General features: G+C 57.8%; 24 protein-coding genes and 1 pseudogene. 17 read left to right on the forward strand and 8 right to left on the reverse strand.

Annotation, left to right across the window (positions count from 1 at the left end; translation table 11 throughout):
• Nucleotides 1-11: 11 nt before the first annotated feature.
• From folD to JI721_RS15655, 15 genes and pseudogenes are all read left to right on the forward strand, one after another.
• Nucleotides 12-863, forward strand: a complete 852-nt coding sequence (folD, locus tag JI721_RS15585; protein WP_274455771.1) for a bifunctional methylenetetrahydrofolate dehydrogenase/methenyltetrahydrofolate cyclohydrolase FolD — start codon at nucleotides 12-14, stop codon at nucleotides 861-863.
• Nucleotides 864-996: 133 nt separating this feature from the next.
• Entirely contained in the window at nucleotides 997-2,409 is a 1,413-nt protein-coding gene (gene xseA / locus JI721_RS15590) for an exodeoxyribonuclease VII large subunit (RefSeq protein WP_274455772.1), read from the forward strand.
• Nucleotides 2,378-2,647, forward strand: coding sequence for an exodeoxyribonuclease VII small subunit (gene xseB / locus JI721_RS15595; protein ID WP_274455773.1), 270 nt, complete (start codon nucleotides 2,378-2,380; stop codon nucleotides 2,645-2,647). Before xseA ends, xseB begins: the two co-directional genes overlap by 32 nt.
• 34 nt (nucleotides 2,648-2,681) lie before the next feature.
• Nucleotides 2,682-3,572, forward strand: coding sequence for a polyprenyl synthetase family protein (locus JI721_RS15600; RefSeq protein ID WP_274455774.1), 891 nt, complete (start codon nucleotides 2,682-2,684; stop codon nucleotides 3,570-3,572).
• Nucleotides 3,573-4,371: 799 nt separating this feature from the next.
• Nucleotides 4,372-4,953 carry a hypothetical protein gene (locus tag JI721_RS15605; RefSeq protein WP_274455775.1) on the forward strand — a complete coding sequence of 194 codons (582 nt, stop codon included), beginning with the start codon at nucleotides 4,372-4,374 and terminating at the stop codon, nucleotides 4,951-4,953.
• Between the two features lie 37 nt (nucleotides 4,954-4,990).
• The gene (gene dxs / locus JI721_RS15610) at nucleotides 4,991-6,853 is read left to right on the forward strand and encodes a 1-deoxy-D-xylulose-5-phosphate synthase (RefSeq protein ID WP_274455776.1); all 1,863 of its coding nucleotides are present in this window, start codon (nucleotides 4,991-4,993) and stop codon (nucleotides 6,851-6,853) included.
• Nucleotides 6,854-6,959: 106 nt separating this feature from the next.
• On the forward strand, nucleotides 6,960-7,793 hold the full coding sequence (locus JI721_RS15615; RefSeq protein WP_274455777.1) for a TlyA family RNA methyltransferase: 834 nt from the start codon (nucleotides 6,960-6,962) through the stop codon (nucleotides 7,791-7,793).
• A gap of 8 nt (nucleotides 7,794-7,801) precedes the next feature.
• On the forward strand, nucleotides 7,802-8,317 hold the full coding sequence (locus JI721_RS15620; protein WP_274455778.1) for a hypothetical protein: 516 nt from the start codon (nucleotides 7,802-7,804) through the stop codon (nucleotides 8,315-8,317).
• Between the two features lie 11 nt (nucleotides 8,318-8,328).
• The gene (locus JI721_RS15625; protein WP_274455779.1) at nucleotides 8,329-9,174 is read left to right on the forward strand and encodes an NAD(+)/NADH kinase; all 846 of its coding nucleotides are present in this window, start codon (nucleotides 8,329-8,331) and stop codon (nucleotides 9,172-9,174) included.
• An 83-nt stretch (nucleotides 9,175-9,257) separates the two neighbouring features.
• The gene (recN, locus tag JI721_RS15630; RefSeq protein ID WP_274455780.1) at nucleotides 9,258-10,964 is read left to right on the forward strand and encodes a DNA repair protein RecN; all 1,707 of its coding nucleotides are present in this window, start codon (nucleotides 9,258-9,260) and stop codon (nucleotides 10,962-10,964) included.
• Nucleotides 10,965-11,082: 118 nt separating this feature from the next.
• On the forward strand, nucleotides 11,083-12,375 hold the full coding sequence (gene spoIVB / locus JI721_RS15635) for a SpoIVB peptidase (protein ID WP_274455781.1): 1,293 nt from the start codon (nucleotides 11,083-11,085) through the stop codon (nucleotides 12,373-12,375).
• Between the two features lie 114 nt (nucleotides 12,376-12,489).
• Complete coding sequence (gene spo0A / locus JI721_RS15640) at nucleotides 12,490-13,266, forward strand: sporulation transcription factor Spo0A (RefSeq protein ID WP_407654118.1); 777 nt, start codon at nucleotides 12,490-12,492, stop codon at nucleotides 13,264-13,266.
• A gap of 317 nt (nucleotides 13,267-13,583) precedes the next feature.
• Nucleotides 13,584-13,916 carry a transposase gene (locus JI721_RS15645; RefSeq protein WP_274455783.1) on the forward strand — a complete coding sequence of 111 codons (333 nt, stop codon included), beginning with the start codon at nucleotides 13,584-13,586 and terminating at the stop codon, nucleotides 13,914-13,916.
• 236 nt (nucleotides 13,917-14,152) lie between these two features.
• A pseudogene (locus JI721_RS15650) lies at nucleotides 14,153-14,410 on the forward strand (ATP-binding protein); the annotation flags it as partial.
• The gene (locus JI721_RS15655; RefSeq protein ID WP_274455784.1) at nucleotides 14,349-14,552 is read left to right on the forward strand and encodes a glycosyltransferase; all 204 of its coding nucleotides are present in this window, start codon (nucleotides 14,349-14,351) and stop codon (nucleotides 14,550-14,552) included. The pseudogene JI721_RS15650 and the gene JI721_RS15655, both read left to right, overlap by 62 nt.
• On the opposite strand, the gene JI721_RS15660 is transcribed toward JI721_RS15655, so the two are convergent.
• The 8 genes from JI721_RS15660 to JI721_RS15690 form a co-directional block, all read right to left on the reverse strand.
• Nucleotides 14,529-14,924 (reverse strand): DUF4183 domain-containing protein, encoded by a 396-nt coding sequence (locus JI721_RS15660; protein ID WP_274455785.1) that lies wholly within the window; start codon nucleotides 14,922-14,924, stop codon nucleotides 14,529-14,531. The two genes, JI721_RS15655 and JI721_RS15660, sit on opposite strands and share 24 nt — an antisense overlap.
• A 16-nt stretch (nucleotides 14,925-14,940) precedes the next feature.
• Entirely contained in the window at nucleotides 14,941-15,357 is a 417-nt protein-coding gene (locus JI721_RS17375; protein WP_407654047.1) for a DUF4183 domain-containing protein, read from the reverse strand.
• A gap of 192 nt (nucleotides 15,358-15,549) precedes the next feature.
• Nucleotides 15,550-17,010 carry a PAS domain-containing sensor histidine kinase gene (locus tag JI721_RS15665; protein ID WP_274455786.1) on the reverse strand — a complete coding sequence of 487 codons (1,461 nt, stop codon included), beginning with the start codon at nucleotides 17,008-17,010 and terminating at the stop codon, nucleotides 15,550-15,552.
• Between the two features lie 262 nt (nucleotides 17,011-17,272).
• Complete coding sequence (locus JI721_RS15670; protein ID WP_274455787.1) at nucleotides 17,273-18,466, reverse strand: D-alanyl-D-alanine carboxypeptidase family protein; 1,194 nt, start codon at nucleotides 18,464-18,466, stop codon at nucleotides 17,273-17,275.
• Between the two features lie 218 nt (nucleotides 18,467-18,684).
• Nucleotides 18,685-19,857, reverse strand: coding sequence for a Ger(x)C family spore germination protein (locus JI721_RS15675; RefSeq protein WP_274455788.1), 1,173 nt, complete (start codon nucleotides 19,855-19,857; stop codon nucleotides 18,685-18,687).
• The gene (locus JI721_RS15680; protein ID WP_274455789.1) at nucleotides 19,854-21,320 is read right to left on the reverse strand and encodes a spore germination protein; all 1,467 of its coding nucleotides are present in this window, start codon (nucleotides 21,318-21,320) and stop codon (nucleotides 19,854-19,856) included. The genes JI721_RS15675 and JI721_RS15680 overlap by 4 nt, the downstream gene beginning before the upstream one ends.
• Nucleotides 21,317-22,408: a GerAB/ArcD/ProY family transporter gene (locus tag JI721_RS15685; RefSeq protein WP_274455790.1), complete on the reverse strand. Its 1,092-nt coding sequence runs from the start codon at nucleotides 22,406-22,408 to the stop codon at nucleotides 21,317-21,319. The genes JI721_RS15680 and JI721_RS15685 overlap by 4 nt, the downstream gene beginning before the upstream one ends.
• A 97-nt stretch (nucleotides 22,409-22,505) precedes the next feature.
• On the reverse strand, nucleotides 22,506-23,375 hold the full coding sequence (locus JI721_RS15690; RefSeq protein WP_274455791.1) for a LysR family transcriptional regulator: 870 nt from the start codon (nucleotides 23,373-23,375) through the stop codon (nucleotides 22,506-22,508).
• 111 nt (nucleotides 23,376-23,486) lie between these two features.
• Between JI721_RS15690 and JI721_RS15695 the strand changes: the two genes are divergently transcribed.
• Entirely contained in the window at nucleotides 23,487-24,740 is a 1,254-nt protein-coding gene (locus JI721_RS15695; protein WP_274455792.1) for a YbfB/YjiJ family MFS transporter, read from the forward strand.
• 199 nt (nucleotides 24,741-24,939) lie between these two features.
• Nucleotides 24,940-25,233, forward strand: a complete 294-nt coding sequence (locus tag JI721_RS15700; RefSeq protein WP_274455793.1) for an LSm family protein — start codon at nucleotides 24,940-24,942, stop codon at nucleotides 25,231-25,233.
• The last annotated feature ends 23 nt before the right edge of the window (nucleotides 25,234-25,256 follow it).

Raw genomic sequence — 25,256 nt, forward strand, 5'->3', positions numbered from 1 at the left:
GGGGCGCGCGGATGGCCAGAATCCTCGATGGGAAACAGATTGCGGCGGACATCCAGCAGGAAGTGCGTGAGCGTACAACGGCGTTTGAAGCCAGCGGGATTCACTTTCAGCTCACCGTGGTATTGGTCGGCGACCATCCCGCGTCTGCCACCTATGTACGCAACAAACAGCGCACGGCGGAAAAAGTTGGCCTGAAAAACACGCTCATTCATTTGCCTGGCGATGTGTCCGAAGACACGCTCCTCGCGGAGATTGACCGATTGAACGCGGATACAGAGGTGGACGGTATTCTCGTGCAGCTGCCGCTGCCTTCTCACATCTCTGAGCAGGTCGTGATTGAACGCATTGCACCGGAAAAGGATGTCGATGGGTTCCACCCGATGAACGCGGGCAAAAACTTCGTCGGGCTGTCTGCAGTGTGGCCGTGTACACCGGCTGGCATCATGGAAATGTTCGAGCGGGAACAGATTGACGTGGCCGGGAAGCACGCGGTGGTGGTGGGGCGAAGCAACATTGTCGGAAAGCCGATGGCCATGATGCTGCTCGCAGCCAACGCCACCGTGACGCTTTGCCACTCGCGGACGCAGGACCTGGCTGCCTTGACGCGGACGGCAGACATTGTGGTCGCGGCGGTTGGGCAGCCCGGCCTCATCACAGCGGCGCATGTCAAGCCAGGAGCCGTGGTGGTCGATGTCGGCATGAACCGGGTCGACGGCAAACTCATGGGCGATGTTGCGTTTGAGGAAGTTGCCCCCATCGCCGGTGCCATCACGCCGGTGCCGGGCGGGGTGGGGCCGCTGACGGTCGCGATGCTGATGAAAAACACCGTGCGCTTGGGCTGCGCCCGCAGACACCTGTCGTAACACGTGCCCGAAAGCAGTCATCGGCCCCCCGCCAGCGGACAAGCCTCGCAGCGGTGCGAACACATCCGAAGAAGCGCGGTGCTGCAGGGTGCGATCCCGCTGTTCGGATAACTTTGGGAGGGGGTGAGGCGGAATGTCGAACATGCTCGCGGTGGACAGGTCGCCTGATGTCTTAACCGTTGCCGCGCTGAATGCGTGGATCAAGCAGCGTGTGGAGTCGGACCCCCGCCTTCGCCGGGTGTCGGTGGTCGGGGAGTTGTCCAACTTCAAGAAACACACCAGCGGCCACATGTATTTCACCTTGAAGGATGAACAAAGCCGCATCCGCGGCATTATGTTTGCGGGCCGCAACCGCTTTCTGAAGTTCATGCCCAAGGACGGCATGCGGGTGATTTGCACCGGGTCCATCGGGGTGTTCGAGCGCGACGGCCAGTATCAACTGTACGTGGACGATATGCAGCCGGATGGCGTGGGTGCCTTGTATATCGCGTACACGCAGCTGCGCCAAAAGCTGGAGGCGGAAGGCCTGTTCGCCAGTGAGCGTAAACGGCCCCTGCCCGCCTTCCCGCGGCGCATCGGCGTGGTGACGTCTCCGACAGGCGCCGTGATCCGCGACATTTGTACCACGCTCGCCAGGCGCTTTCCCATGACCCAGGTGATTTTGGCGCCCGCGTTGGTGCAGGGGCCGGAAGCGGCCGAGACCATCGTCGCGTCTTTAACGCGGCTGGCGCAGCTGCGTGCTTCCGGAGTGCCGATTGACGTTGTCATCGTCGGCCGCGGCGGCGGCTCTTTGGAAGAGCTGTGGCCCTTTAATGACGAGCGGGTGGCGCGAACCATTGCAGCGTACCCCGTGCCGGTGATTTCGGCGGTGGGACACGAGACGGACTTCACCATTTGCGATTTTGTCGCCGATGTTCGGGCGGCTACACCAACGGCGGCGGCAGAACTGGCGGCGCCAAAGGCTTCCGATCTGCGCCAGCAGTTGGCGGAGTGGGCAGAGCGCTCTAAAACGGCACTCGGCTGGTCGCTCCAGCAGCAGCGGACGCGCCTGGTGACGCTGCAGTCGTCGCAGGCGCTGCGCGACCCGCTGAAGCCGCTCGAATACCGAAAGCAGTCTGTCGACTACCTGGAGACCCAGGTGCAAAGGCTCATTCATGTGCCGCTTCGGCAAGCACAGGCGCGTGTGTCGAAGGCCGTGGAGCGGTTGTACCGGATCGACCTGGCGGCGCGCATCGAACAGGCGCGATCGAAAATCAGCGCCTTTGAGCAGAGCGCATCCACGCAGATGCACAGGCGGGTGGACCGCCTCAACCATGCGCTGGAACGCACCATTGCGCAGTTGGATGCGCTGAGCCCCCTGCGCGTCCTGTCGCGCGGGTACAGCGTGGTGTTCGAGGCGGACAGCGAGCGCGTCGTAGGCAGTGTCAAAGCGGTGCGTCCCGGTCAGCGAGTGCAGATTCAGTTTGCCGATGGACGCGCGAAGGCGCGCATCGAAAGCGGGGAGGAACCTGAGGATGACGGAGAACAACTCCGGCTTGACCTTTGAGACAGCGATGAAGAAACTGGAAGAGACCGTTCGCCGACTGGAGTCGGGTGACCTGACCTTGACAGAATCCATCGAGCGGTACAAGGAGTCGATGCAACTTGTTCAGTTTTGCCGGCAGCAGCTGGACCAGGCAGAATTGGAGATCTCCAAGCTGGTCGAAGGTCCCGATGGCATTGCGCTCGAACCTCTCGACCCCGTCGACATGCCCAGCGCCAACGGACAAAATGAGCAGGCCTGAGCAGGCGGCTGCGGACGCGGGGGTGCGGTAACGCGTGGACCAAGCATGGACAGCAGAGAGCTACTTGCAAACGTACGGTGACCAGGTGACCGCATACCTGGAGGGACTGTTTGATCCAAATGCGCACCCCACCACCTTGTTTCAGGCGATGCGCTACAGCCTGCTTGCGGGCGGGAAGCGCCTTCGCCCGGTGCTGTGCCTAGCAGTGGGTCGCGCCTGCGGCATTGCGGAGACAGAATTGATGCCTGTCGCGGCTGCGCTCGAACTCCTCCATTGCTACTCGCTCATTCACGATGACCTCCCTTGTATGGACGACGATGACTTGCGGCGGGGCAAACCCACCAATCATCGCGTGTTCGGCGAAGCGGCGGCGCTGCTCGCAGGCGACGCCCTGTTGACGTATGCGTTCGAACAATTGGCGAAACCCTTGCCGATTCCGGCTGACCGACAGATCCGCATGATTCGCGCCCTGTCTTCGGCTGCCGGCTGCTATGGGATGGTGGCGGGGCAGATGGCGGACATCGAAGCGGAGCGGTCCAGCGGTTCGATGCGTGACTTGGAGTTTATCCATATGCACAAGACGGCGCGTCTGATTGAAGCGTCTGTGGAACTGGGTGGATTGTACGCGGGACTGCCGGAGCCGTCCCTTCAGGCACTCAAGGCTTTTGGGCTGACGATTGGGCTGGTGTTTCAGATGGTCGACGATGTGCTGGACGTGACGGCGACCACCGAACAACTCGGCAAGCAGGCAGGCAGCGACGAACGCCTGGGCAAGCTGACTTACCCGAAATTTCTCGGCCTGGAGGCCACCCAGGAGCGCATCGAGATATCCTTGAACCGTGCGCTTGCCCACCTGGATGCTTCTGGTGTGGATTCGTCGCTTCTGGCGTCTATCGCGCGGTTTATTGTAGTCCGGGACAAATGAGCCGATTGCGCTTGGTATATCGTGCCATCGGCTTGTGCGCCTTCGCATACTCACGCTACGGTCACAGCGGACAAGCTGGCGTGTGCCTGCGGCGCCGGGTCGTGCGCAGCGGCCTTTGTTCGGCAGCCAGCGGATTCGAGGCGGAATGGGCCGTATGATATAATGGGAGTCACATTCGGGTGGCGCAGTATTCTAGTCAGCCGTCTGCTTCTGAAGGCGGGGCTAAAAATCCGCCAAAGGGCACATCGATGAAGTTCCTGGTGTTGGCTTGGGGCGCCCAGCCCTGGGCTGGTACTGGGAGTTAAGAAAGGTGGGCGGATCGCAATGGCATGCGAAACCCGACCCAGCTTTCGCGGAGGCCCAAGTGCGTGGCCACTTCGAGTGGTTATGGCTTGGGGTATGAACCTGCATGCGGACCCCAATCTGTGTGCAGCGTAGCCTGCCTTGCGTGGTGTGGAAGGGATCGCGGGAAGCAGGCAGCACCTCCCGCGGCCAGGGAGGCTGCCGGTGCCGCGTGAAATCTGCACTGCAAAAGAGGCTAGGAAGCAGCAGCGGCTGTTGCGGAAAACGCCTAGACTGTTCGCGACGTGCGTGGCTCTTTGAGGATTATAGTGTGGACTAAGTGGTAATCTAGTCTGACAGTCGGTGACGCTGTCAAGGGGCGCTGAAAGGGAAACCGCCTGTGCGGCGACGCAGAGGCGCGCCCTTGGGAAAACCTACTGGACCTAAGCCACAGCATTTACTCAAAGAGCTGCCACCCGAGCATGTTTGACGCTCGCCAGGAGGTACAGAGTACATAATGAAACGGGCACCGTGGCACCGTGCGATACGATTTGCTCTGGCAGTGGCGGGCCTGTCCTTTGTGGTTGGCGGACTCTTTGATACATCCACAATTTATCTGAACACGGCGACATGGTACGTTGGTGCCGTGATCGTCTTTATTATTGTCATTGTCGGAGCCCTCTTTGACATGCTCGGTGTCGCGGCCGCGGCCGCGCGGGAAACGCCCTTTCACGCCATGGCATCCAAGCGCGTCTTTGCCGCGAAGCGAGCGATTTCGATTGTGCGAAATGCTGAAAAGGTGTCCAGTATTTGCAGTGACGTCATCGGCGATATTGCCGGTGTTCTCAGCGGTGCGGGTGCGCTGGCGGTTGGCGCCCAGCTGGTGATTGCCCTGCATGTTCGCGGATGGCAGCGAGAATTTATCATTATTTTATTGACGGCATTCACCACTGCTGTTACCGTAGCCGCAAAGGCGATTGGCAAGACGCTTGCCATCCGCTCGCCGACGCCGATTGTGCTGGGTGCGGCCCGCGTCGCGGAGACCGTTCTGTTTTATAAACGCGAACATCGGAAAGTGAAGGGGAAACGCGTACAGTGACCTCAACGAGGGGGGATATCGTACGTTACTCGACCAAGTGGAACGTCCGGAAGATATCAAGCATTTCAGTGAGGCAGAGCTGATTCAACTGGCAGCTGAAATCCGCGCCTTTCTGGTGGACACGGTTTCGAAAACCGGGGGCCACTTTGGCGCCAATCTCGGCGTCGTGGAATTGACCATCGCGCTGCATAAGGTGTTGAACAGCCCGCGCGATCGGATCATCTGGGATGTCGGACATCAAGCATATGTGCACAAAATCCTGACGGGCCGGAAGTCGGCGTTTCCGACCCTGCGGAAGTTCAAGGGGATGGCCGGGTTTCCGAAACGGTCGGAGAGTCCTCACGATATGTTTGGCGTCGGGCATGCCAGCACGTCCTTGTCGGCGGGCTTGGGCATGGCGGTTGCGCGCGATTTGTCGGGTGAGGATTACCACGTGGCGTGCGTCATCGGGGACGGGGCGCTGACCGGCGGGATGGCCATGGAAGCCCTGAACCACGCCGGCCACTTGGGCACCAAACTGCTCGTCATATTGAACGACAATGAAATGTCCATCGCGGAGAACGTCGGTGCACTGTCGAAGTATTTGACACGGCTGCGGACGGATCCGACGTATTCGCGAACGAAGGCTGAAATTGAACAGATGCTGCGCCGCGTGCCGGCCATTGGGCCGCGGCTCACGAAGACACTCGAGCGGGTCAAGGATTCGGTGCGTCACCTGGTGGTGCCCGGGCAGTTGTTTGAGGGCTTTGGCTTCAAGTATCTGGGCCCAGTGGACGGTCACGACCTGCCCGTGTTGATCAACGTGCTCGAAGACGCAAAGCTGCTGCGCGGCCCCGTGCTGATTCATCTGGTCACCCAGAAAGGGAAGGGCTACGCGTCGGCGGAGAATGCGCCCGACAAGTTCCATGCGTGGCCGAGCGCGCCGAAGGCGAAGGCGGCACCGTCGTACACCAGCGTCTTCTCCGAGACGCTGATTCAAATCGCCAGCGAGGACCCGCGCGTGGTTGCCGTGACGGCTGCCATGCCTGGCGGAACCGGGCTCGACAAGTTTGCCAAGGTGCACCCCTCGCGGTGTTTTGACGTCGGGATCGCCGAACAGCACGCCACCACCTTCTGCGGCGGTTTGGCCGCATCGGGGAAGCGGCCGGTGTTTGCGGTGTATTCGACGTTTTTGCAGCGGGCGTACGACCAGGTCATTCACGACATCTGCATCCAGAACCTGCCGGTGGTCTTTGCGGTCGATCGCGCCGGTATCGTCGGGCCCGACGGGGAGACACACCAGGGGGTGTTTGACATTGCCTACCTGCGCACCGTGCCGAACATGACGGTGATGATGCCGAAGGATGAAAATGAACTGCGGCACATGCTGTGGACGGCGCTGCACCTGGAGGGGCCGTCCGCCGTGCGCTACCCAAGGGCGGATGGGCTCGGCGTCGACTGCAGTGAGCCGCTTTGTGAACTGCCCGTCGGCCAAGCAGAGGTCCTGCAGGACGGCGACGACCTGGCGATTCTCGCACTCGGTCCGATGGTGCAAGTGGCGACAGAGGCCGCGCAGGAGCTGGAAACCGAACACGGCATTTCCGCGGCCGTCGTCAACATGCGGTTTGTCAAACCGATCGACGAAGCGCTGATTTTGTCCTTGTCGGACCGCCAGTTGCCGATGGTCACGATTGAAGAGGCGTCGCTGGCGGGCGGGTTTGGGTCGGCGGTGCTGGAAGTCCTGGCCGATCACGGCCGCAGTGCCGAAGTATTGCGCAAGGGCATCCCCGACCATTTTGTGGAGCACGGCTCCCGTTCGGAGCTGCTGGCACAGCTCGGGCTAACCAAGGAGGCACTGGTGGCGGACGCCTTGCGCATCGTGGCCGACCGGAAACGGAAGCGATACAGTGCCACCCGATAAGTCGATGCCGCCGTCTAACTCACCGTCTACTCCGCCGTCCAATCGCTCGGGCGCTCGTCCTGCAGAGGGTGGGGACGGGCGTGCGCAAACCACGAAGGCAAAGTCGGTGCGTCTCGACGTCCTGCTGGTGGAACGGGGCTTGTTTCCGAGCCGGGAAGCGGCGAAACGGGCCATCATGGCCGGCCTCGTCCGCCGCGAAGGGGACGTTTTGGACAAGCCGGGGACCTTTGTCCGGCCGGATGCGGTCGTGGAGGTCGCCCAGCCCGAACACGCTTTCGTCAGCAGGGGCGGACTGAAGCTGGAACGCGCGCTCGCGCGGTTCGGGGTGTCAGCAGACCAGCGTGTCGTCGTCGATGTCGGCGCTTCGACCGGCGGATTCACAGATTGTGTGTTGAGGCATGGCGCCAAACACGTGTACGCTGTGGACGTCGGGTATGGGCAACTCGACTGGAAACTCCGGAACGATCCGCGCGTCACGGTGATGGAGCGGACCAACTTCCGCCATGTCGATGCAGCGCTGTTCTCGCCGCCGCCGTCCCTCGCGGTGATGGATGTCTCGTTCATTTCCACGCGGCTGCTGCTGCCGAAACTCCAGGAAATTCTGCAGCCGCCGGGGGACATCATCAGTCTGATTAAACCGCAGTTTGAGGCAGGACGAGGGAAAGTGGGCAAGGGCGGCATTGTACGGGACCCGCAGGTCCATACCGACGTGATTTGCCAATTGCTTTCGTTCCTGCCGACCGTCGGACTCGAATGTGCAGGGCTCGATTATTCTCCGGTTGCGGGCGGTGACGGCAACATCGAATTTCTCGGCTGGTGGCGGCCCGCACGCACAACCGATGCAGAGGCTGTGGAGGCCTGGCGCGACCGGGCCGTACAAGTGGTCCGCGAAGCCTGGCTGGAGATTCGCGGAGAGGAAGTTGTGCCTTTGCGAAAGTGAGGTCCGTCATGCAACTTCGGGAAGCGTTTGCCCTGATGATTGGTCTGGGTGTGTTGCTGCTGGTGGCTCGCTCTATCATCAACCAGTGGCGCGGCCGGGGCGCTGGTACGCCGCTGCGCGGCAAATTCAAAGCGGCGCAAGAGTGGCTGGAGGCCAATGGGTACCATATCCTCCGGGTGCGGGACCGCGGCGAATGGACTGGGTACTACGGAACGCGGGCGTTTCACAAGCATCTGATTGCTGACTTTATTGTTCGACAAGGCGGAAAAACTTATGTGGTGAAACTGGCCAGCGCACGGGAGAAGGGCATGAACGGCGCGAAGCTGCGCGACACCTGGTATCCAATGTATGTCGTGTTCGGTGTCAAGGGAATTTTGCATGTCGACGTGGAAAATGAACAGGTGCAAGTCGTGGATTTCGAAGTCAAGCCGCCGCCCCATGTCGTCTGGTCGAAGGTCATCAATCGCGCCTTGTGGTTACTTTCGGGCATGCTGATTGCGTTGGTGTGGATGCACAGCCGGTAGGGGGGCCAAGGTTGAGGACAGTTGCGTTGTTGCTGAATCCGGACAAGCCTGGTGCGAGAGGCCTGATGGAACGAACAAGGACCCTGCTGCGGGAGGCGGGGATTGAAACGGTGTGCGGCGAGACTGGAAAGGATGCCGATCACGGCGTGTTTCCCGCCGACGAGGTATTAAAAGCGGTCGAGTTGGCCTTTGTGTTTGGCGGCGACGGCACCTTGCTCGGCATGGCCAGACGGTTAGCGCCGTTGTCGGTGCCGCTGCTCGGCATCAACGTCGGGCACCTGGGATTCCTGACCGAAGCCGAGCCGGCGAATATCGACGAGACCGTGCAGCGGGTTATCGAGCGCGACTACGAGCTCGAAACCCGCATGATGCTCACGGCTTCGGTCGTGCACGATGGAGAAGTGCGGGCCGAGTTTCATGGGTTGAATGATGTGGGCATCGGGAAGGGTTCGTTCGCCCGCATGGTGCACGTCGATGCCTACGTGGACGATGTGCTGCTGGATTCCTACAGCGGGGATGGAGTCATCGTGTCGACACCGACGGGATCGACCGCTTATTCGCTCTCCTGCGGCGGCCCCATTGTGGCACCGCACCTCAAGGTGATGCTCATCACGCCGATTTGTCCGCACACCTTGTTTTCGCGCCCCTGCGTGATTGACGACTGCCAGCAGGTCCGCTTCGTCGTGCACGACAACTACGAGGATGTCGGACTCACGGTGGACGGACAAGTGGGCGTAAGGCTCGAAGTGGGCGATGAGGTCTACGTGCGCAAATCGGTCCACGCCACGACGCTCGTCAAGTGGCGCGGCCGGGAGTTCTTTCGGGTGCTGCGGCAAAAGCTGCGCGGTGACGCCTAGTCACTGGACGTCAGTTCGAGAAGGTGCCGCCAGTTTCATGGGAACTGTCAATGGAGCCGTGTAAGGGACGGGGGGAGACCATCTTGCTGTTGGAGTTGTCGGTACAAAACCTGGCACTCATTGACCACGTGCGCCTGGAGCTGCGGCCGGGTCTGACGGTCCTGACGGGGGAAACGGGGGCGGGAAAGTCCATCCTGCTCGACGCCATTGGCCTGATTTTGGGCAACCGAGCTTCATCTGACCTGGTCCGCAAAGGGGCGGACCGATGCGTTGTGGAAGCGTTGGTGGAAGTACCCGCGGCGGCGAACGAGGCCGTTCAGTCCTTGCTCGACGCTGCCGGTATCGAACTTGACCCTGCGGAACCGCTGGTCATCAGCCGCGAAGTTCACGCGACCGGACGCACCGTCTGCCGTGTCAATGCCCGCATGGCGACCGTTCAAATGCTGCGCGAACTTGGCAGTTTGTTGGTGCAGCAGCATGGGCAGCATGACCACCAGGGTCTGCTCCGACAAGAAGAACAACTTCGGCTGCTCGATTTATATGGTCGCCACCAGGAACTGCTGGACCAGGTCCGGTCGTCGTACCGCCGCTGGATCGACGCAAAAGCGGCGCTCGAACAAGCCGCCGTCAACGAGCAGGAACGCATGCGCAGAATGGACATGCTGGCGTTTCAAATCCGCGAAATCGAAGAGGCCTCGTTACGGGCCGGCGAGGAAGAGGAACTGCGTGCCGCCCGGCAGCGTCTGCAGTACGCTGACAAAATTGCGGGCGCCGTTAAAACCGCACTGGAGGCCCTCTCCGGCGACGATGCGCGGCCGGGGGTCAGCACGCTCCTCGCCAGCGCGGCGCGGGAAGTGGCGGCAGCAGCCACGCATGACGCCGCGCTGACCGAGGTCAAGGAGCTTATGGAAACGGCTGAAGTCAACGTGGACGAGGCGCTGCGAAGCCTGTTCCGCTACCTGGACACGATTGAGGCAGACCCGGACGAACTGGCGGCGATTGAAGACCGACTGGCCTTGATTCGAACCTTGGAGCGCAAGTACGGCGCATCGGTGGAGGCCGTCCTTGCGCATTTGGATGCCGTGAAGGCGGCGTATGAATCCCTCGTGAATCACGAAGCCCGGATGTTGGAACGGACCCAGGCGGTCGAAGCTGCGCAGGCGGAATTGGCCGCCTTGTGCAAGGCCTTGCATGAAGCGCGGCAATCCGCATCTACCCGTTTGTCAGCGGAAGTCCAGCGTGTGCTGCGCGAACTGGACCTGCCGAACGCTTCGCTCCACATTGTGGTCGAGCCCCGGCTGCATGCTTCTGGCGAACCGGCCTTTGGGCCGCATGGCGCGGATGAAGTTGCCTTCCTGTTCTCGGCAAACCGCGGGGAATCCCCGAAACCCCTGCAAAAAATCGCGTCCGGCGGCGAACTGTCGCGGACGTTGCTCGCTTTCAAAGCCGTGCTTGCGGAAGTGGATGCCCTCGACACGTTGATTTTCGACGAGATTGACGTAGGGGTCAGTGGTTCGGCTGCGCAGCGGATTGCCGAACAGCTGCAGAAACTGGGCCGGGTTCGGCAAATCCTTTGTGTCACACACTCTCCCCAAGTTGCCGCCGCAGGGGATGACCACTTTTGCATTGAAAAGTCTGAACGTGCGGAACATACGACGACCGTCGTCCACCGTCTGGACTTCGCGGGAAGAGTTGCGGAAATCGCGCGCCTCGTCGGTGCCGGTCTCGCTGGGCAAACGGCGGTCGACCACGCAGAGGCCCTCCTGCGGGGATTCCATCCCGTCCAGTGATGGGGGATGTGCGTGAAAGTCGGATAACGTGGCATGTTTTGCGCAACATAATGAACGCCCCACAGGGTACCTTACTAGCACAAGTTCGGGAGGTGCATGTCAAAGGGGGGGCGGAGAAATGCAGAAGCATCGCTTTCGCAAGTACCTTCGAGTTGCGCTCGCCGCACTTTGCGGTGTGATTGTTTTGTCACCGCCCGCGCGACAACTGGCTGTGTCGCCTGGTGAAATCAACTTGCCGCTTGGTCAAGGTACCGTCGTACCCATTGGACTGCCGGTGAAGACAGAAGCTACCTGTTCCAATCGGCAGGTTGTCAACATACTGCCGATCCGTTCTCGCGACCTTCCCGCGATCTCCGTGACTTCCACGGCCGTTGGCGACACCACGGTTCGAACGCGTTTGTTTGGTGTGGTTCCCTGGAAAACAGTTCACGTTCATGTTGTGCCGCAAGAGATGGTCTATGTGGGCGGCCAGTCCATCGGTGTGAACCTGCATGCCAAAGGTGTCATCGTGGTTGGCTTTCAGTCCGTGAACGGGCAGCGCTCGCCAGCCGCAGCCGCCCACGTCCAGGTGGGGGATGTCATTGAGTCCGTGAATCACATCCAACTGCAGGATACAAGCCAACTCCAAAGCTTGGTGCAATCCACGGAATCTCCGCTGCAGTTGACCATCCGAAGAGGGGATGAACACCAGATTGTGCTGGTTCATCCCGTGCGCGACTCCCTCGGTACGGTTCACCTCGGCTTGTTTGTACGGGATACGACGGCCGGTGTGGGGACCCTGACCTTTTATGAGCCGACCCACCACCGGTTCGGCGCACTTGGCCATATGATCACGGACGTGGACACGGGTCAGCCGATTGTCGGCACCGGTTCGGTCTACGAAGCAGAGGTCACGGGCATGGTGAAAGGCCTGGCCGGGAAACCTGGAGAAAAGCGCGGTCGGTTTGACTCGCACACCGCACCGATTGGTCACATCGACGAAAACACACCGTTCGGCGTGTTTGGCACGATGGATGCCCTGCCGAGGTTTGCCTACGCGAACCGGGAGTACCCGGTCGCACTGCCGGAGCAAGTCAGAGATGGCCCGGCGGAACTGCTGACTGTTCTGAACGGACATACGGTGCAGGCGTTTCATGTGAACATCGAGGTCACCCAAGATCAGACACAACCGGAGACGAAAAGCATGGTGATTCATGTCACCGACCCCCGGCTGCTCCAGCAAGCCGGCGGCATTGTTCAGGGCATGAGCGGCAGTCCGCTGATTCAGGACGGCAAGCTCATCGGAGCGGTCACGCATGTATTCGTATCGGACCCCACGCGCGGCTACGGCGTGTATGCAGAATGGATGTTGCATGAGGCAGAACACGAGACAGAGGAAGAGACCCACGCCGTGTCGAATTTTGTCGGTTAAACCGGGACTTGGGCGAAAAGTATTCCCAGACTTTAGGCAGGACAACCTCCCCCTTCGTCGAAACCTTATAAAGGAATCGACTCGAGGGGGATGCTCAAGTTGTCATTGCGTGTCATGATTGCGGACGATAACAGGGAATTTGCCGAAGTACTTGCAGAGTTTATTTCTTCCCAAAGCGACATGGAGCTCGCGGGCGTAGCCTATAATGGAACCGACGTTCTCACGCTGATTCAGGAAAAGCGTCCGGATGTTGTGGTTCTGGACATCATCATGCCGGTTCTGGACGGCATTACGACGTTGGAGCGACTCAACGAACTTGACCAACCCATGCCGAAAGTCATCATGTTGACAGCGTTCGGGCAGGATCACATTACGCGCCGAGCCGTGGAACTCGGCGTATCGTACTTCATTTTGAAGCCCTTTGACATGCCGGTGCTGGCAGAACGGATTCGCCAAGTCGCGGGCGAACGCCAGACGGCTGCGACCGCAGTGCAGACCGCCAATTCATCCGCCAACCTGGTGGCCTACCCATCCAAACGCACGATTGACGCAGCGATTACACAAATCATCCACGAAATTGGCGTACCTGCGCACATCAAAGGGTATCACTACCTTCGAGAAGCGATTGGCATCGTGTACGAAGACGTGGAGATTCTGGGTTCCATCACAAAAGTGCTGTATCCGCGCATTGCTGAACGGTACAAGACCACCCCTTCCCGCGTGGAACGGGCGATTCGCCACTCCATCGAGGTGGCATGGGGCCGCGGGAATATGGACGCGATTCGCAATGTATTCGGATACACGGTGAGTATTTCCAAGACCAAACCGACAAACTCGGAGTTCATCGCGATGATTGCCGATCGCTTGCGGATTGAACACAGAGTCAGCTGAAAACCGCTTATGGGGTAAGGGGTTTTGGCTTTTTTGAAGTGACCATTTCGACGTTCTATGCGCCTCAAACTTTACGGAATTCCAACAAACATTTTTAAATGATGGAAATAAATTCCTTTCCTTAGAGTTTGGACAAATGATAAGTCTTTCCCGGAGCGTTGTCAGTACAAAAAAAGAGCACCACGGCGGTGCCGCAGTGCTTTGCTATGTGTTGACCCTCTATACAAGGTGCTCCGACATATATAATTGAGCTCCCCGAAATCGGATTGGACAGACTCCCTGCTGGATAGCATACTGGAACAGCAGGAGGATGAGATATGGAACGACGGAATTTTTCAGTGCAGTTTAAGCAGCAAATCGTTCGTGAGTGCTCTGAAACGGGAAACGTGTCTTTGGTGGCCAGGAAGCATGACCTAAATGCGAATATGGTTCGCCGCTGGATTAAGCAGGTGAATGGCAGCGCAAAGTCGAGCCCCAAGACCAGGGGTAAGGTTACACATGCAGCTGCTGAGGAAATGCAGGCTCTGCAAGCAGAACAGCAGCAATTGATTGCAGAAAATGAGCGGATGAAAAAGACAATGGGTGAACAGGCCTTGAAATTTCCATCCTCCGTGACCTGTGAAAAAATGAAAGCCCTCACTTGCGGATAAAGTAGCGATTGCGCACAAGTGGATCACAGCCGGGTATCCAGTCACCATCGTGCTGCGCATCGTGGGGGTCTCTCGGTCCACTTATGATTATCGACAGACACACGAGCCGAAGCCGAAAACGTCTTCCGGAGGGCGTCCTGCGACCCAATACACCGATACGAAGAATGGGCAAAAGATAAGCGACGAGCAGGTTAAGGAATGGCTTATGAACGCCATTGAGGGGGATGGTTTTGGAATTGATTCACGCCAGGTACGAGCGGGGCAGCATTATCCTGACGAGTAACAAGGGAATTGGGGAATGGAACGAATTGTTCGGGGACGCGGTGCCGGCCGCGGCTGTGCTCGACAGCCTGCTACACCATGCGCACATCCTGAACATCCGTGGACAAAGCTACCGACTGAAGGACAAGATGAAGGACCCGGCGTTGACACGTGAACACCGGGATTCGCCACGCGACAGGAGATTACATTTCATGGCTGAGTTCGGACGATGAATTCACGCCGGACAAGACGGTCAAGCAAGTCCGATTGATGCAAGCGAAGGGAGCCTTGCGCATCTGCAGAAGGCCCCTTTCTCGATTTGCGTTGTACGGGTTCCGTGAGGCCAAGCTGTCAAGTTGCGACTGTTGTGGTTGACGTTGAATTCGGCGCAAAGTTGGTAACCTCTAATACGACCCATTGGCCTGTGTAGATTGGTTCTCCGCCAGCTGGGTTTGCAAACACGAGACTCCCAACACCGGTTGCACCTGGGGTGTACGTCGAGTTTCCATTTTCCTGAACGACACCGTTGATATAAACCTTCCAATAGCTGTTGTTGGCTGTCAAGTCGGGTAAAGAAGTCACGGCCGCACCTGTGTCGTCTGTGAAAGCGGCTGCATCGATCGTTAAATTGGAACCTGCGGCCACATCCGAAGGATTCTGGTAGAAAAATTTTGACTGCGTCGGTACCGCGTCTGTCGTTGTCGTTGTTGTCGCGGAAATCTGGAGTTTGATGAGCGAAAGTGGCATACATTTTCCTCCCTTGTCAACAATGTGTCTTCACGAAGCAAAGGCAGTGCGGCATGCCTTGTTTGACAGACAGGTGACAGCAGCCATGGAACGGCATGCAACAGCAAACGACACACCGCCGCCGCTTGCAGGTACAGTGGTCACCTCCCTTCCCGCCGTACATCCGGATGGACTGAACGATAATCGGTGCCCCTTGCCGAGGCACATCCGCGGTTCGAAATCTGATTTTGCCTTTGCTCACATGGTACGTGTGTGGTAATTGAAGCACGCCATTGACATACACGTTGATCATCGAGACAGAAGCAGGGTCCGGAATGTAGTTAATTCCATAACCGCGGACATGGTCTTGATTGGTGTAGGTTCTCTTTTCGCCGTCAGCCAAGGTATAAAAGTAAATCACCTTTGTGCGAGTGACGCGCCGTGCGACCGACATTCCAGTCAACTCTTTCCATGAATTGAGCTTAGCACAGCGTATGAGTTCGTTCTCACGCACGCAGTAGACAAGTATCTATATACGAAATATTGGGTGTTCGCATTCGGGTGGCAGCACATGCTCTAGAGGACGTGTCGTGTCGTCACAGAGAAAAGGACCAGCCAGACGTTCCGTATGCTGCAGCTGTCATCATCAACTTTTCCTCGCGCCCTTCAAGCGGGGCAGAATCACAGAAACCGTGGTTCCCGTCCCGACCAAACTCGCAATTTTCAACTGACCGCGATGCATGGAAATAATCTGCTGACTGACCAACAGTCCTAGCCCCGTCGCGTCTTCCTTGGTTGTGTAAAACGGCGTACCCAGTTTCCGCACCGTCTCTTCGGACAGCCCCGTACCATTGTCGATGACATCAATCCGCATCGCATCGTCTCCCTCTAATTGAATGTGCACCGCCACTTTTCCCGCGTTCGGGGCCGCTTCAATGGCGTTCTTGACGAGATGGATGAATGCCTGCTTCAGCTCAAAAGCGTCTCCCTCGACAAGGGCGGTCTCTGCAGATGGTTCCACGTTCAACTCCGCATCGATGCACTTGCTCACTGCCTGGATTTTCAGCAGTGCCATGACCTCTTGGACGACCTGAACAACGTTGACTTTCGCAAACGTCTGCGGCTGAGGTTTGCCCAATGCCAAGAGGTCTTCAATCACCTTTTCAATATGAATCAGTTCATTTTCCATAATCTCAATATAGGGTTTGCGCTCCTCGGCTACGGGAAGCAGTTTCAGAAAACCCTTCAAGACCGTCAGTGGATTGCGGATTTCATGGGCAACGCCCGCAGCCAGCTGACCGACAGCGGAAAGCCGCTCGGAGCGCAGCAACAGCTCCTCTGTGCGCTTGTGCTCCGTGATATCCTGTGCCGTCCCAATGAATTTGGTTTCGCCATGGTCGTCCACGAACAGTTGTCGTTTCGAATGGATGACGCGAACATCGCCGTCCGGGCGAATAATGCGAAAGTCGACATCGTACGGTTTGCCTTCCGCCAATGCCTGTGCGGACGCGATGAAGCGTTCCTGGTCTTCCGGGTGGATGTACCGAATGACAGTCGCAAGGTCAACGTATCCACTCCCCTTGTGCTCGATCCCGTAAATCCGAAACAACTCTTCGGACCACATCGACCGCAGGTTAACCGGGTCGAATTCCCAGCAGCCGAGGTGGGCAATGCGCTGCGTCGACTCCAGCCACTGCTGGCTCCTGGCGAGTTGCTGTTCCGTTTCATGCGGGCGAGACATGTCCTTGATGATCACGCACAGTGCAATCACTTGTTCGTCCACAATGACCGGGACTCTTGAATAGACGACCGGAACTTGTTTTCCGGCCTTAGTCTTCAGGCGCAGCCCCGTGCTGTGAAGAATGGCGCCGTGCAGACCGGAAGCAAACCAAGCGTTCGCAGATTGTGCGTCGGGTGATAAGAGAAGCTCAGTACAATGCTTGCCAAGCAGTTCGGCTTTGGCATACCCGGAGATGGCCTCACACTTGCGGTTGGCCTCCACAATGTTGCCGTCCCGGTCGATCAAACAGATCCCGTCTGAATTATATTCGCTCAAATCACGGTAGGCTCGAAATGCAGGTTGCAACGTGTCAGTCGATTCACTCATGTGGCAAAACCGCTCCTTGATGGTTGAACAGAAAACATGCAAATGGCATCAACATGCAGGATACTTGTTGCGTACCTGCAGCGGTATGGAGTTCCCATTCCGTTACAGTCGTCATTTTGCTCCATCGCTGTACGCTTTCTCGACATCCTTCTACACCGAATGCTCGCAATCCTTCTCGCATCCAGTTTGGGATTTCTGCCAGTCGATTGGGGCTACGCATGTCCGGGTGGGTCTGCAAAATCATCGAAGGGTATCGAGGCCCTTACACCCTGAACAGTCTCCACCAGACACTGGGTGGACGAATGGATCTATCGGTGGTCAGTTCGTACACTGCTGATTGACGGCCGGCGTTCATTTGAAGTTGCACAACCTTCGAGCCTGCGCGGACGGGAAGGCGCGGTGTCGTTTGAGGGACGAGCGAGATTCGAACCTTCATCCCAGGGAAGCCAATGAACGTGGGCACCTGTTTGGACGACAACGTGCTGGTCTCGCCCCAGGGGGTGGTGAATGTGGCATAGGCGCCGCGATCGGCTTTCAGAGTTTCGAGGTGCAGGTTGGTGCCAGCTTGCTGCAGCAGCGCGGCACTGGACGTCAGGGCTTGCATCAGAGGCGACGGCGTTCCTTGTTGGCCGAGCATCACGCCCAGCAGCAAGACCTTGCGGCTGCCCACCGTTTGGTATCGAGCGGAAACAAAACACCCGCCTGCCTGGAACGTGCTGCCCGTTTTCACGCCGACAATACCGTCTTGACCCAGCACGTAGTCCACATTGTACACGGTTCCTGCAACAGGAAAGGTCGCCTCCGGCATCTTGACGATGGCTCGCAGCGCGGGAATGGCCATGTCGGCCTGGGCGATTTTCAGTTGATCGACGGCGGTGCTGACGGTCGTGGCAGCCACTCCGCTGGCGCTGGTGTAGGTTGTATGATTCATCCCCAGCTGTTTCGCGGTTTGATTCATTTCCTTGATGAAGGCAGGTTCACTCCCGTCCACCCAGTCGGCGAGGGTGGTGGCGATGTTGTCGGCGGACGGCAGCAGCAGGCCTTCTAACAGCTGCCGCTCCGTGAGGGTTTCTCCGGCCTGTACCTTCAGCACAGAGTCGCCACGGGCCGCGTCGGCCTCGTAAGTCGCTTCGTCGTTCGCCGTGATCGTCACACTCGGACCATTTTCACCCGCCTTCAAGGGATGGTGCTTGAGCACCAGATACGCCGTCATCAATTTGGTGACACTGGCGATGGGCACAGGTTTTTCATTCGGTGTCGCCGCCATGATCCCGATGCCGGACGCCATCACTGCGGTTTGTCCCGCGGCGGGAAGCGTCAGATGGAGCTGGCCAGGAACCGTTGCGGTTGGAGGAACCGACAAGGAAGCGGCGGGGTGGGGAATCGGCCGAACGAGCTGAACGATGGCAAACACGACGACGGCGCTGGGAATGAGATACCTACCAATGTGCTTCACGAGTGACCTCCGTCCAATGGAGTAGCGCATTGGATTCTATCGAAGAACAGGCCGCGTGACAACCGGCGAGACGCGGGTCCCAGTGCCCAGCGGTCGATTGTGCGGATTTTGTCACACCGATCGCGACTTTGGGTTTGCTTTGGGATGATTGGACGCGCTTGGTCAAACTGTTTTGTCTGTTTCAGTCGCGCCAAGTGGAACGTGTACGAACGATTGCGTTATGTCCCCTGGAGAAAGCGTTGGGTTCCTTCTAAAGTTCGAATCGAATTCAACAAGCTCACGTGGACTTTGACCGATAAGGAATTCGAACGTAAAAAAAGACCGTTTCGCTGTGTCAGTTGGTGATAGAACGCCGGATTTCGCCGATACACGACGTCCTCCAGGCCAAGGAGATCAACGTGATGTTCCAGTCCATCGGCATACACATTGCGAATCTCGTGTTCAATTTCACGCTCAGCAATGCTGTCGAGGACATCGAGGGTTTGCTGGTTGTACCTTTCTGCGACGACACCTCGGATGGACACGTTCAATTGGTACCTGATATTCTGACCTTCTCTGATGTAGCCGATTTTGATTCGCGGTTTGGTGAGAATGGCACTGCCCAGCAGCTTCCCGTTTGCAGCGAGATTGAGGGTGGTCCGCGCAAGGTGCGGATCAACCCATCGCATGCCGACGGATTCCTCCTTTGATAAATTACTTACAAATTCAAGCTGATCATTCAACAGACTATATCCTGTCAGTGTCAATGTGGTCTTTTGCTCATTCGAGGCAGACCACGTCGACTGGTCAATCGAAATCTGCGGAATGAGATGGACTTCAGCCGGTTCTCGAAGGTTCGCGATGAGCCGGTTGAGTCGGACAGGTCGAATGAACGAGCTTTCGCGGTACAACTCGTAAGGGTCCCCGATTCCAGAGTAAACCGGGGAGTTTTCGATAACGGGTTCAGTAGATAAAATTTCCTGAGGGGATTCCGCGGTGGAAAAGACCCAAGTTGTATAGCGGAATTCGCTGTATCGCGTAAAGATGTCGAACACCTTTGTCCATTCGCGGTCTTTGAGCAAATTGTTGGTAAGCACCAGCGCATTGACGTGTCCCCAGTTGATGCTGCGGGGCACCTTCTGATAGAACTCGTGTGCGGCTTCGTCCAAAGTATTCCCTCTCGCGCTGGCAACCCACGCCCCGGGCGACTCTCCAGCTTGCGAGCCTTCAATTTTACCAAGTTGGCGCATGTCCAAAATCTGTACATACGCAACATATTGTCCATCCACTTTGTCGACCGCGATGGCATGGGGATACAGCTTATGTTCGAATTCCTCATAACCCCAACACCCGGTCAGCAGTGGCGACAGACAACAGACACAAACGGAAATCAGCCAACCTTGGAATCTCATGTTCGTCCTGCCTTCCTCTGCGGCCAGTTCGATACGTACGTCTTGTAAAACGAATGCCAGTGAAACGGCGAAGTCGGCGCCAGGAACGGCATGCCAAAAGAACGTATCTGCGCAAAGTACGTGACCACAAAGATGCATGCGAGGATGAAACCGAACAGCCCAAAGAACGACGACAACAGCAGTACGCCAAGTCGAAGGATGGAAACGACACCTGCCAGCGCATGGTTTGTGATCGCGTACAGTGCGACGGCGCTTGCGGAAATCGCGACCACCAATGCCGGACTTGCCATGCCGGCACGAATGGCCGCGTCGCCGATGATCAGCCCCCCGACGGTAGATAAAATGTTACCAGACGGCTGCGGCAGGTGTGTTCCTGACTCTTTGAAAATCTCAAACATCATGAGCATCACGAAGGCCTCAATCGGGGTTGGCCATGGCAGTCCAATTCTTGAGTTCACCAAAGTGGCAAGCATAGCGAGCGGCACCTCGTCCGGGTGAAGGGCTGTAATCCCCACGTAAAAACCCGGCACGAACAGCGCAATGATGAAGGCAATGGCGCGAATGATGCGCTCGAACGTCACAAATGGAAACGTTGCATACATATCGTCTGCGGCTGTCATCAAGAACGAGAGGTTAATTGGCGCCAGCAGCGCAAGGGGTTCACCGTCGACCAGGATGGCAAACTTGCCCCGGCGCAGACATTGAGCGACAAAGTCCGGCCGGCCAGAGACTCGATACTTCGGGATGAAGGCATACTTCGATGGGTTCAGCATTTCGACCAACTCGGGTCCAGATTCCACACTGATGACGTCGGTTGATGCCATGTGACGCTTCAACGCTTCGATGATGTGCTCACTGCATGCATCTTTGACGAACAGTATGCCTACACTGGTGCTGTTGAACTTCCCGACTTCGAATTTCAACACCGAAAGAGACGCCGTATTGAGTCTCTTTCTGACCAGTGCGATGTTTGTGGTGAGATCCTCGACAAACCCATCACGCGCTCCCAGCAAGGAAATTTCCGTTTTGCTGTCTTCAGGCAGCCGGTTCGGTTTTTTCGCGATGTCGACGGAAAATGCGTGTCCGATGCCAAAGACGACTAACTGTCCCTGGAACACATGTCGAATGACTTGGCGATAGCTGTCTAGTTTCGCGGCAAATGGGAGGCTCTGCGCTGGCATCAAGTCCGTCGTCCGTCTGACTTCGTTTGCAGTGAGTTCTCGAAGCTGCGGAAGGATGGACCGTTCAAGCCGCTCGAGGTCGCACAATCCTTCGCAATACACAAGGGTAACTTCCGACCGTTTGCCGGCCGTTCGCCAGGTCAGATGCTCAATTTTCACATCCTGCGTGTCCCCAAAGAGAAATTCGAGTCTGTCCTGATTCGCCCGGATGTCGCTGACGATCTGGTCTTCACGACCGTCGAGCTGTTGGCCGCGGCGCTTGTCTCCGTGTAGAAAATTCATTGTGCTGCCTCCGCTTTCCATCTCCAAGACAGAACAAACAGCGTTGCAACCGTGAAAACGGTCAAAGCGAAGAAGGCGGGTAAATAAAGGTCGGAAACGAAGTGGATGAAAGTTTCGTCTGAGATTGGATAAATCGCCAGTGCACCAGCGGTGACAGATGCTGCGAACAGCACCACACTACGTCGGTTCGCGGACGTACGCATCACCTCAGGAATCAGAGAAATGGCTAACGAAATTCGGATATAGGCACCCGCCAGCCACTGATAAATCGAAAGAAAATCCACGTGCTCGATAAAGTGCCGAAACGTCAAAAGACGCCATTCCTCGTATGGCGGGTACCGGAGGCGAGACGCTTCAAAGGGGCCGAATTCCGATATGGCTCCCATCAAAGGCCCGATGGTCAATCCGATGAGCCCTAGACCAATGAGAGGGAACACATACCATCGGATTTTGGTTTTGATCAGCGGCTGCAAAAACAAGACGATGATGATTTCAGAGAACGCGGAGCTCGCAAACACCATGCCGTGAATGACTGGCGCATACCCATTTTCCAAAATCGGACGCAAATACATATAATTTTTGTGCGGCATATTCCCCAAGGAAACAAATATGCCTAACAAAACAATCATCGGAAGTAGAATTCCGTTTGAAATGGCGATGGTCGTGATTCCACTCCTTGCAGCAAAGAAACACCCGGCAATCAGAACCAGGACAATCCAGAAGATAGGGGTTTCTTGTAAGTACATCGTCTTCGCCCATGTACACGTGTCTCGCAGTGTGATGACGGCCATCAAGAAAAGCTGTGCGACGATGAGGAGTGAGATTGGGTACCACAGTCGTCCATGCATTGGTTTTTGAAGCCAATCCTTAATATGGGTTTGCGCCGTGTTATGACTAATGAGATAGATGCACAAGGTGCCGACCATAAGCAGCGCACCCGACGAAAGAACCGAAATCCAGGCGTCGCGTTTTGCAGCTTGCAGCAGCAATGGAATGATAATGACGTGATCCATGACCCCAACCGTTGTAAATACCAACATGCTGAGCTGAAGGACACTCAATGGCTTCGAGAATGATTCGTTCGTCATCATTCGCCTCATTCGTGCTCGTGGTCATTCTCCGCTTAGCCTCACCATCTGCCCGGACTTTATACAGAGCAAAAAGCCACCGTGTCCCGTGATTCCGTCACCGAGTCATCGTCTCATGCCCTTGTCGAACCACCTCCACGAACTTGGACAGAGCGGGCGACTGAAACGCGTCCTTGCGGCGAATCAGCAGTGTGGGCGCCTGCCCGAACGCATCGGGCAGTTCGCAAGTCCGCAAGGCACAGCGGCTGTGTTCGACTACCGTTTTGGGCACCATCGCAACCCCCAGCCCCGCGGCGACGCAGCCCAAAATGCCATCCAGCGTTCCCAGTTCGATCACTTTTCTCGACTGGATGCCGAGATGGTCGAGGTAGCGTTCGAGACGCTTGCGGTACGAGCAGCCTTCCCGGAAGGCGAGGACCGTCAATGGGCCGTGGGCTGGCGGCAGATGCCGGCTGTTCGCCCCGGAAATCAGAACCAGCTCTTCTTCAATCACGGCCAAGGGTTCCAAGAGTGGATGGTCCACCGGTCCGGCGACCATGGCGGCTTCAAGTTCGTAGTTTAAGACGGCTTCCATCAAGTGACTGGTCGGGCCCGTGTGCAGGGACAATTCCACTTCCGGGTACGCGGCGTGGTACTTCGCCAGGATGGCCGGCAAGCGAGTCGCGGCTGTGCTTTCCATGGCACCGATGCGCAGGGCGCCGCTGGGCGTATCTGTGTCTTGCACAGCCTGCTGTGCTTCGGCACAAAGGTGAAGGATTTGTTCAGCGTAGCGAAGGAGCGTTTCTCCGCTTGGGGTCAGCGTCATTCCGCGGGGAAGGCGGTGGAACAACGTCGTTCCTAGTTTGCTTTCGAGCTGCTGAATACGCGCGGTCACGTTCGATTGCACATAACCCAGTTCGTCGGCAGCTTTCGTGACGCTCCCCGTCCTGGCCACCGCGGCAAAAATCGTCAAGTCCCGAATTTCCACTCTGCACCCCTCCAACAACCCATCATTCCGAGTCATGAAATCAATCACTTTCATTCATTTTACATTATGGAAAAACACACATACACTCAAGAGGCGAGAGGAGGCATCAGCATGTCGTTGGTTCACCAGACGAAACGCGATTCTGCTCGACATTTCGATCGAAGCTTGTGGCTGCTTGTGATCGCAGGTGGGTTCAGCTTGTTCATCGCCATGGGGGTTGGCCGGTTTGCGTACACGCCGATTCTCCCGTGGATGCAGTCAGAAATGCACTTTTCCAACGCCATGGCTGGCTATTTGGCAGCTGGGAATTACTTCGGTTATCTGGTCGGCGCGGTGCTGGCAGGGTCTGTGCCGTGGATCCGCAGGCGGCGCTTGCTGGGCTGGCGTATTTCTGTGCTTCTGAGTATCGTCACGACAGGCCTGATGGCGGCGGCCGCCAATCCGTGGGCTTGGTTCTGTCTCAGAACGCTGTCCGGCATCGCGAGCGGACTGGTGTTTGTGCTCGCGGCCAGCATGGTGCTGGACATCCTTGCGAAACATGACCGACCCAAGCTGTCGGGCATGATGTACGGCGGCGTCGGCGGCGGCATCGCGGCGTCCGGGTGGCTGGTGCCTGTGCTCGCCAGACACTTTGGCTGGCGCGGCACGTGGGTCGGATTGATGGGCATCACCGTGATCGTCGGTGCGGCGGCGGTGCTGTGGATGCGGGAGGAGCCGGTCGCCTCGAACCCCTCGCGGGCAGGCGACCGGCCTCGGGTATCGATGGGCCAAAGGGCGGACCAAAGTGGGTATTTTCCGTGGCTGATGGCAGCGTACGGGTGTGAAGGGCTGGGCTACATCATCACGGGTACGTTTCTCGTGGCAATGGCGACGCGGCTGCCTGCGCTTCACGGGTTTGCATCGTATTGTTGGGTGTTGGTCGGTCTGGCCGCGTTACCCTCCGCGGCTGTGTGGTCCTACTTCGGGGGCCGCGTTGGAGAAGTGTCGACCCTGGTTACGGCCTACCTGCTGCAAGCGGCTGGGGTGCTCTTGACGGTCCTTGTGCCGAACGCGATCGGCGTGTATTTGGGGTCCATTTTGTTCGGCGGGACCTTCATGGGCATCACGACGCTGGGGACGATGCTGGGCAGGGAACTGCGTCCGCAGGACAGCAGCAAGGCGATCGGGGTGATGACAGTGATTTACGGCATTGGGCAAATCGTAGGTGCAGGCGCTGCCGGTGCGCTCGCGAATCGTTCCGGGGGGTTTGAACTCCCGACCCTGGCCGCGGCCGGCGTGCTGGTGATTGGCGCGGGTTTGCTCGTGCTGGGTCGGCGCGCTCGCATCCCCCTCGTGACGATGAGCCGCCAATCGAAACACGGTTGACGATGTTCCACTGCTCGCCCGCGGCGCGAGAAAGTCCACCCATCATCTAAACGGCATGGACATCCACCCGGCCTGCATCCGCCTCACGTTCATACGCTGAAGTGTGGCGGCGTTCAAATGACGGGATCGGAAGCCATCTGGTGCGAAGGGCTTCACTTCCTGACGTGCTGCTACAAGGCTGACGGGAGGAGGTGTAGTGATGATTACACGGGCACATGTCATGCCGTACATTGGCCAGCGTGTGGTCGTCCGAACGCACGATGGTGCGGTCCATCACGGGATTCTTCATCATGTGACCAATGACGGGATCTACCTGAGAAAGATGGGACCGGGCCCACGGCTTGCAGCAGATGCCAAATCGAGCAGCGAAGCCGTGGTGCCGCTGGGCGAACTGCCGCAAACGCCGGGGGAAGCTGACCTCGCGTGGTGGCCCTTTTTCTTCTTGCCATGGCTGGCGATCGCGGCGTTTGCCCCTTGGGGCTGGTGGTGGTAAGCAGCCGTCACGCGGCTTTGCAG

The sequence above is a fragment of the Alicyclobacillus cycloheptanicus genome, from assembly GCF_028751525.1.
Lineage (GTDB): Bacteria > Bacillota > Bacilli > Alicyclobacillales > Alicyclobacillaceae > Alicyclobacillus_L > Alicyclobacillus_L cycloheptanicus.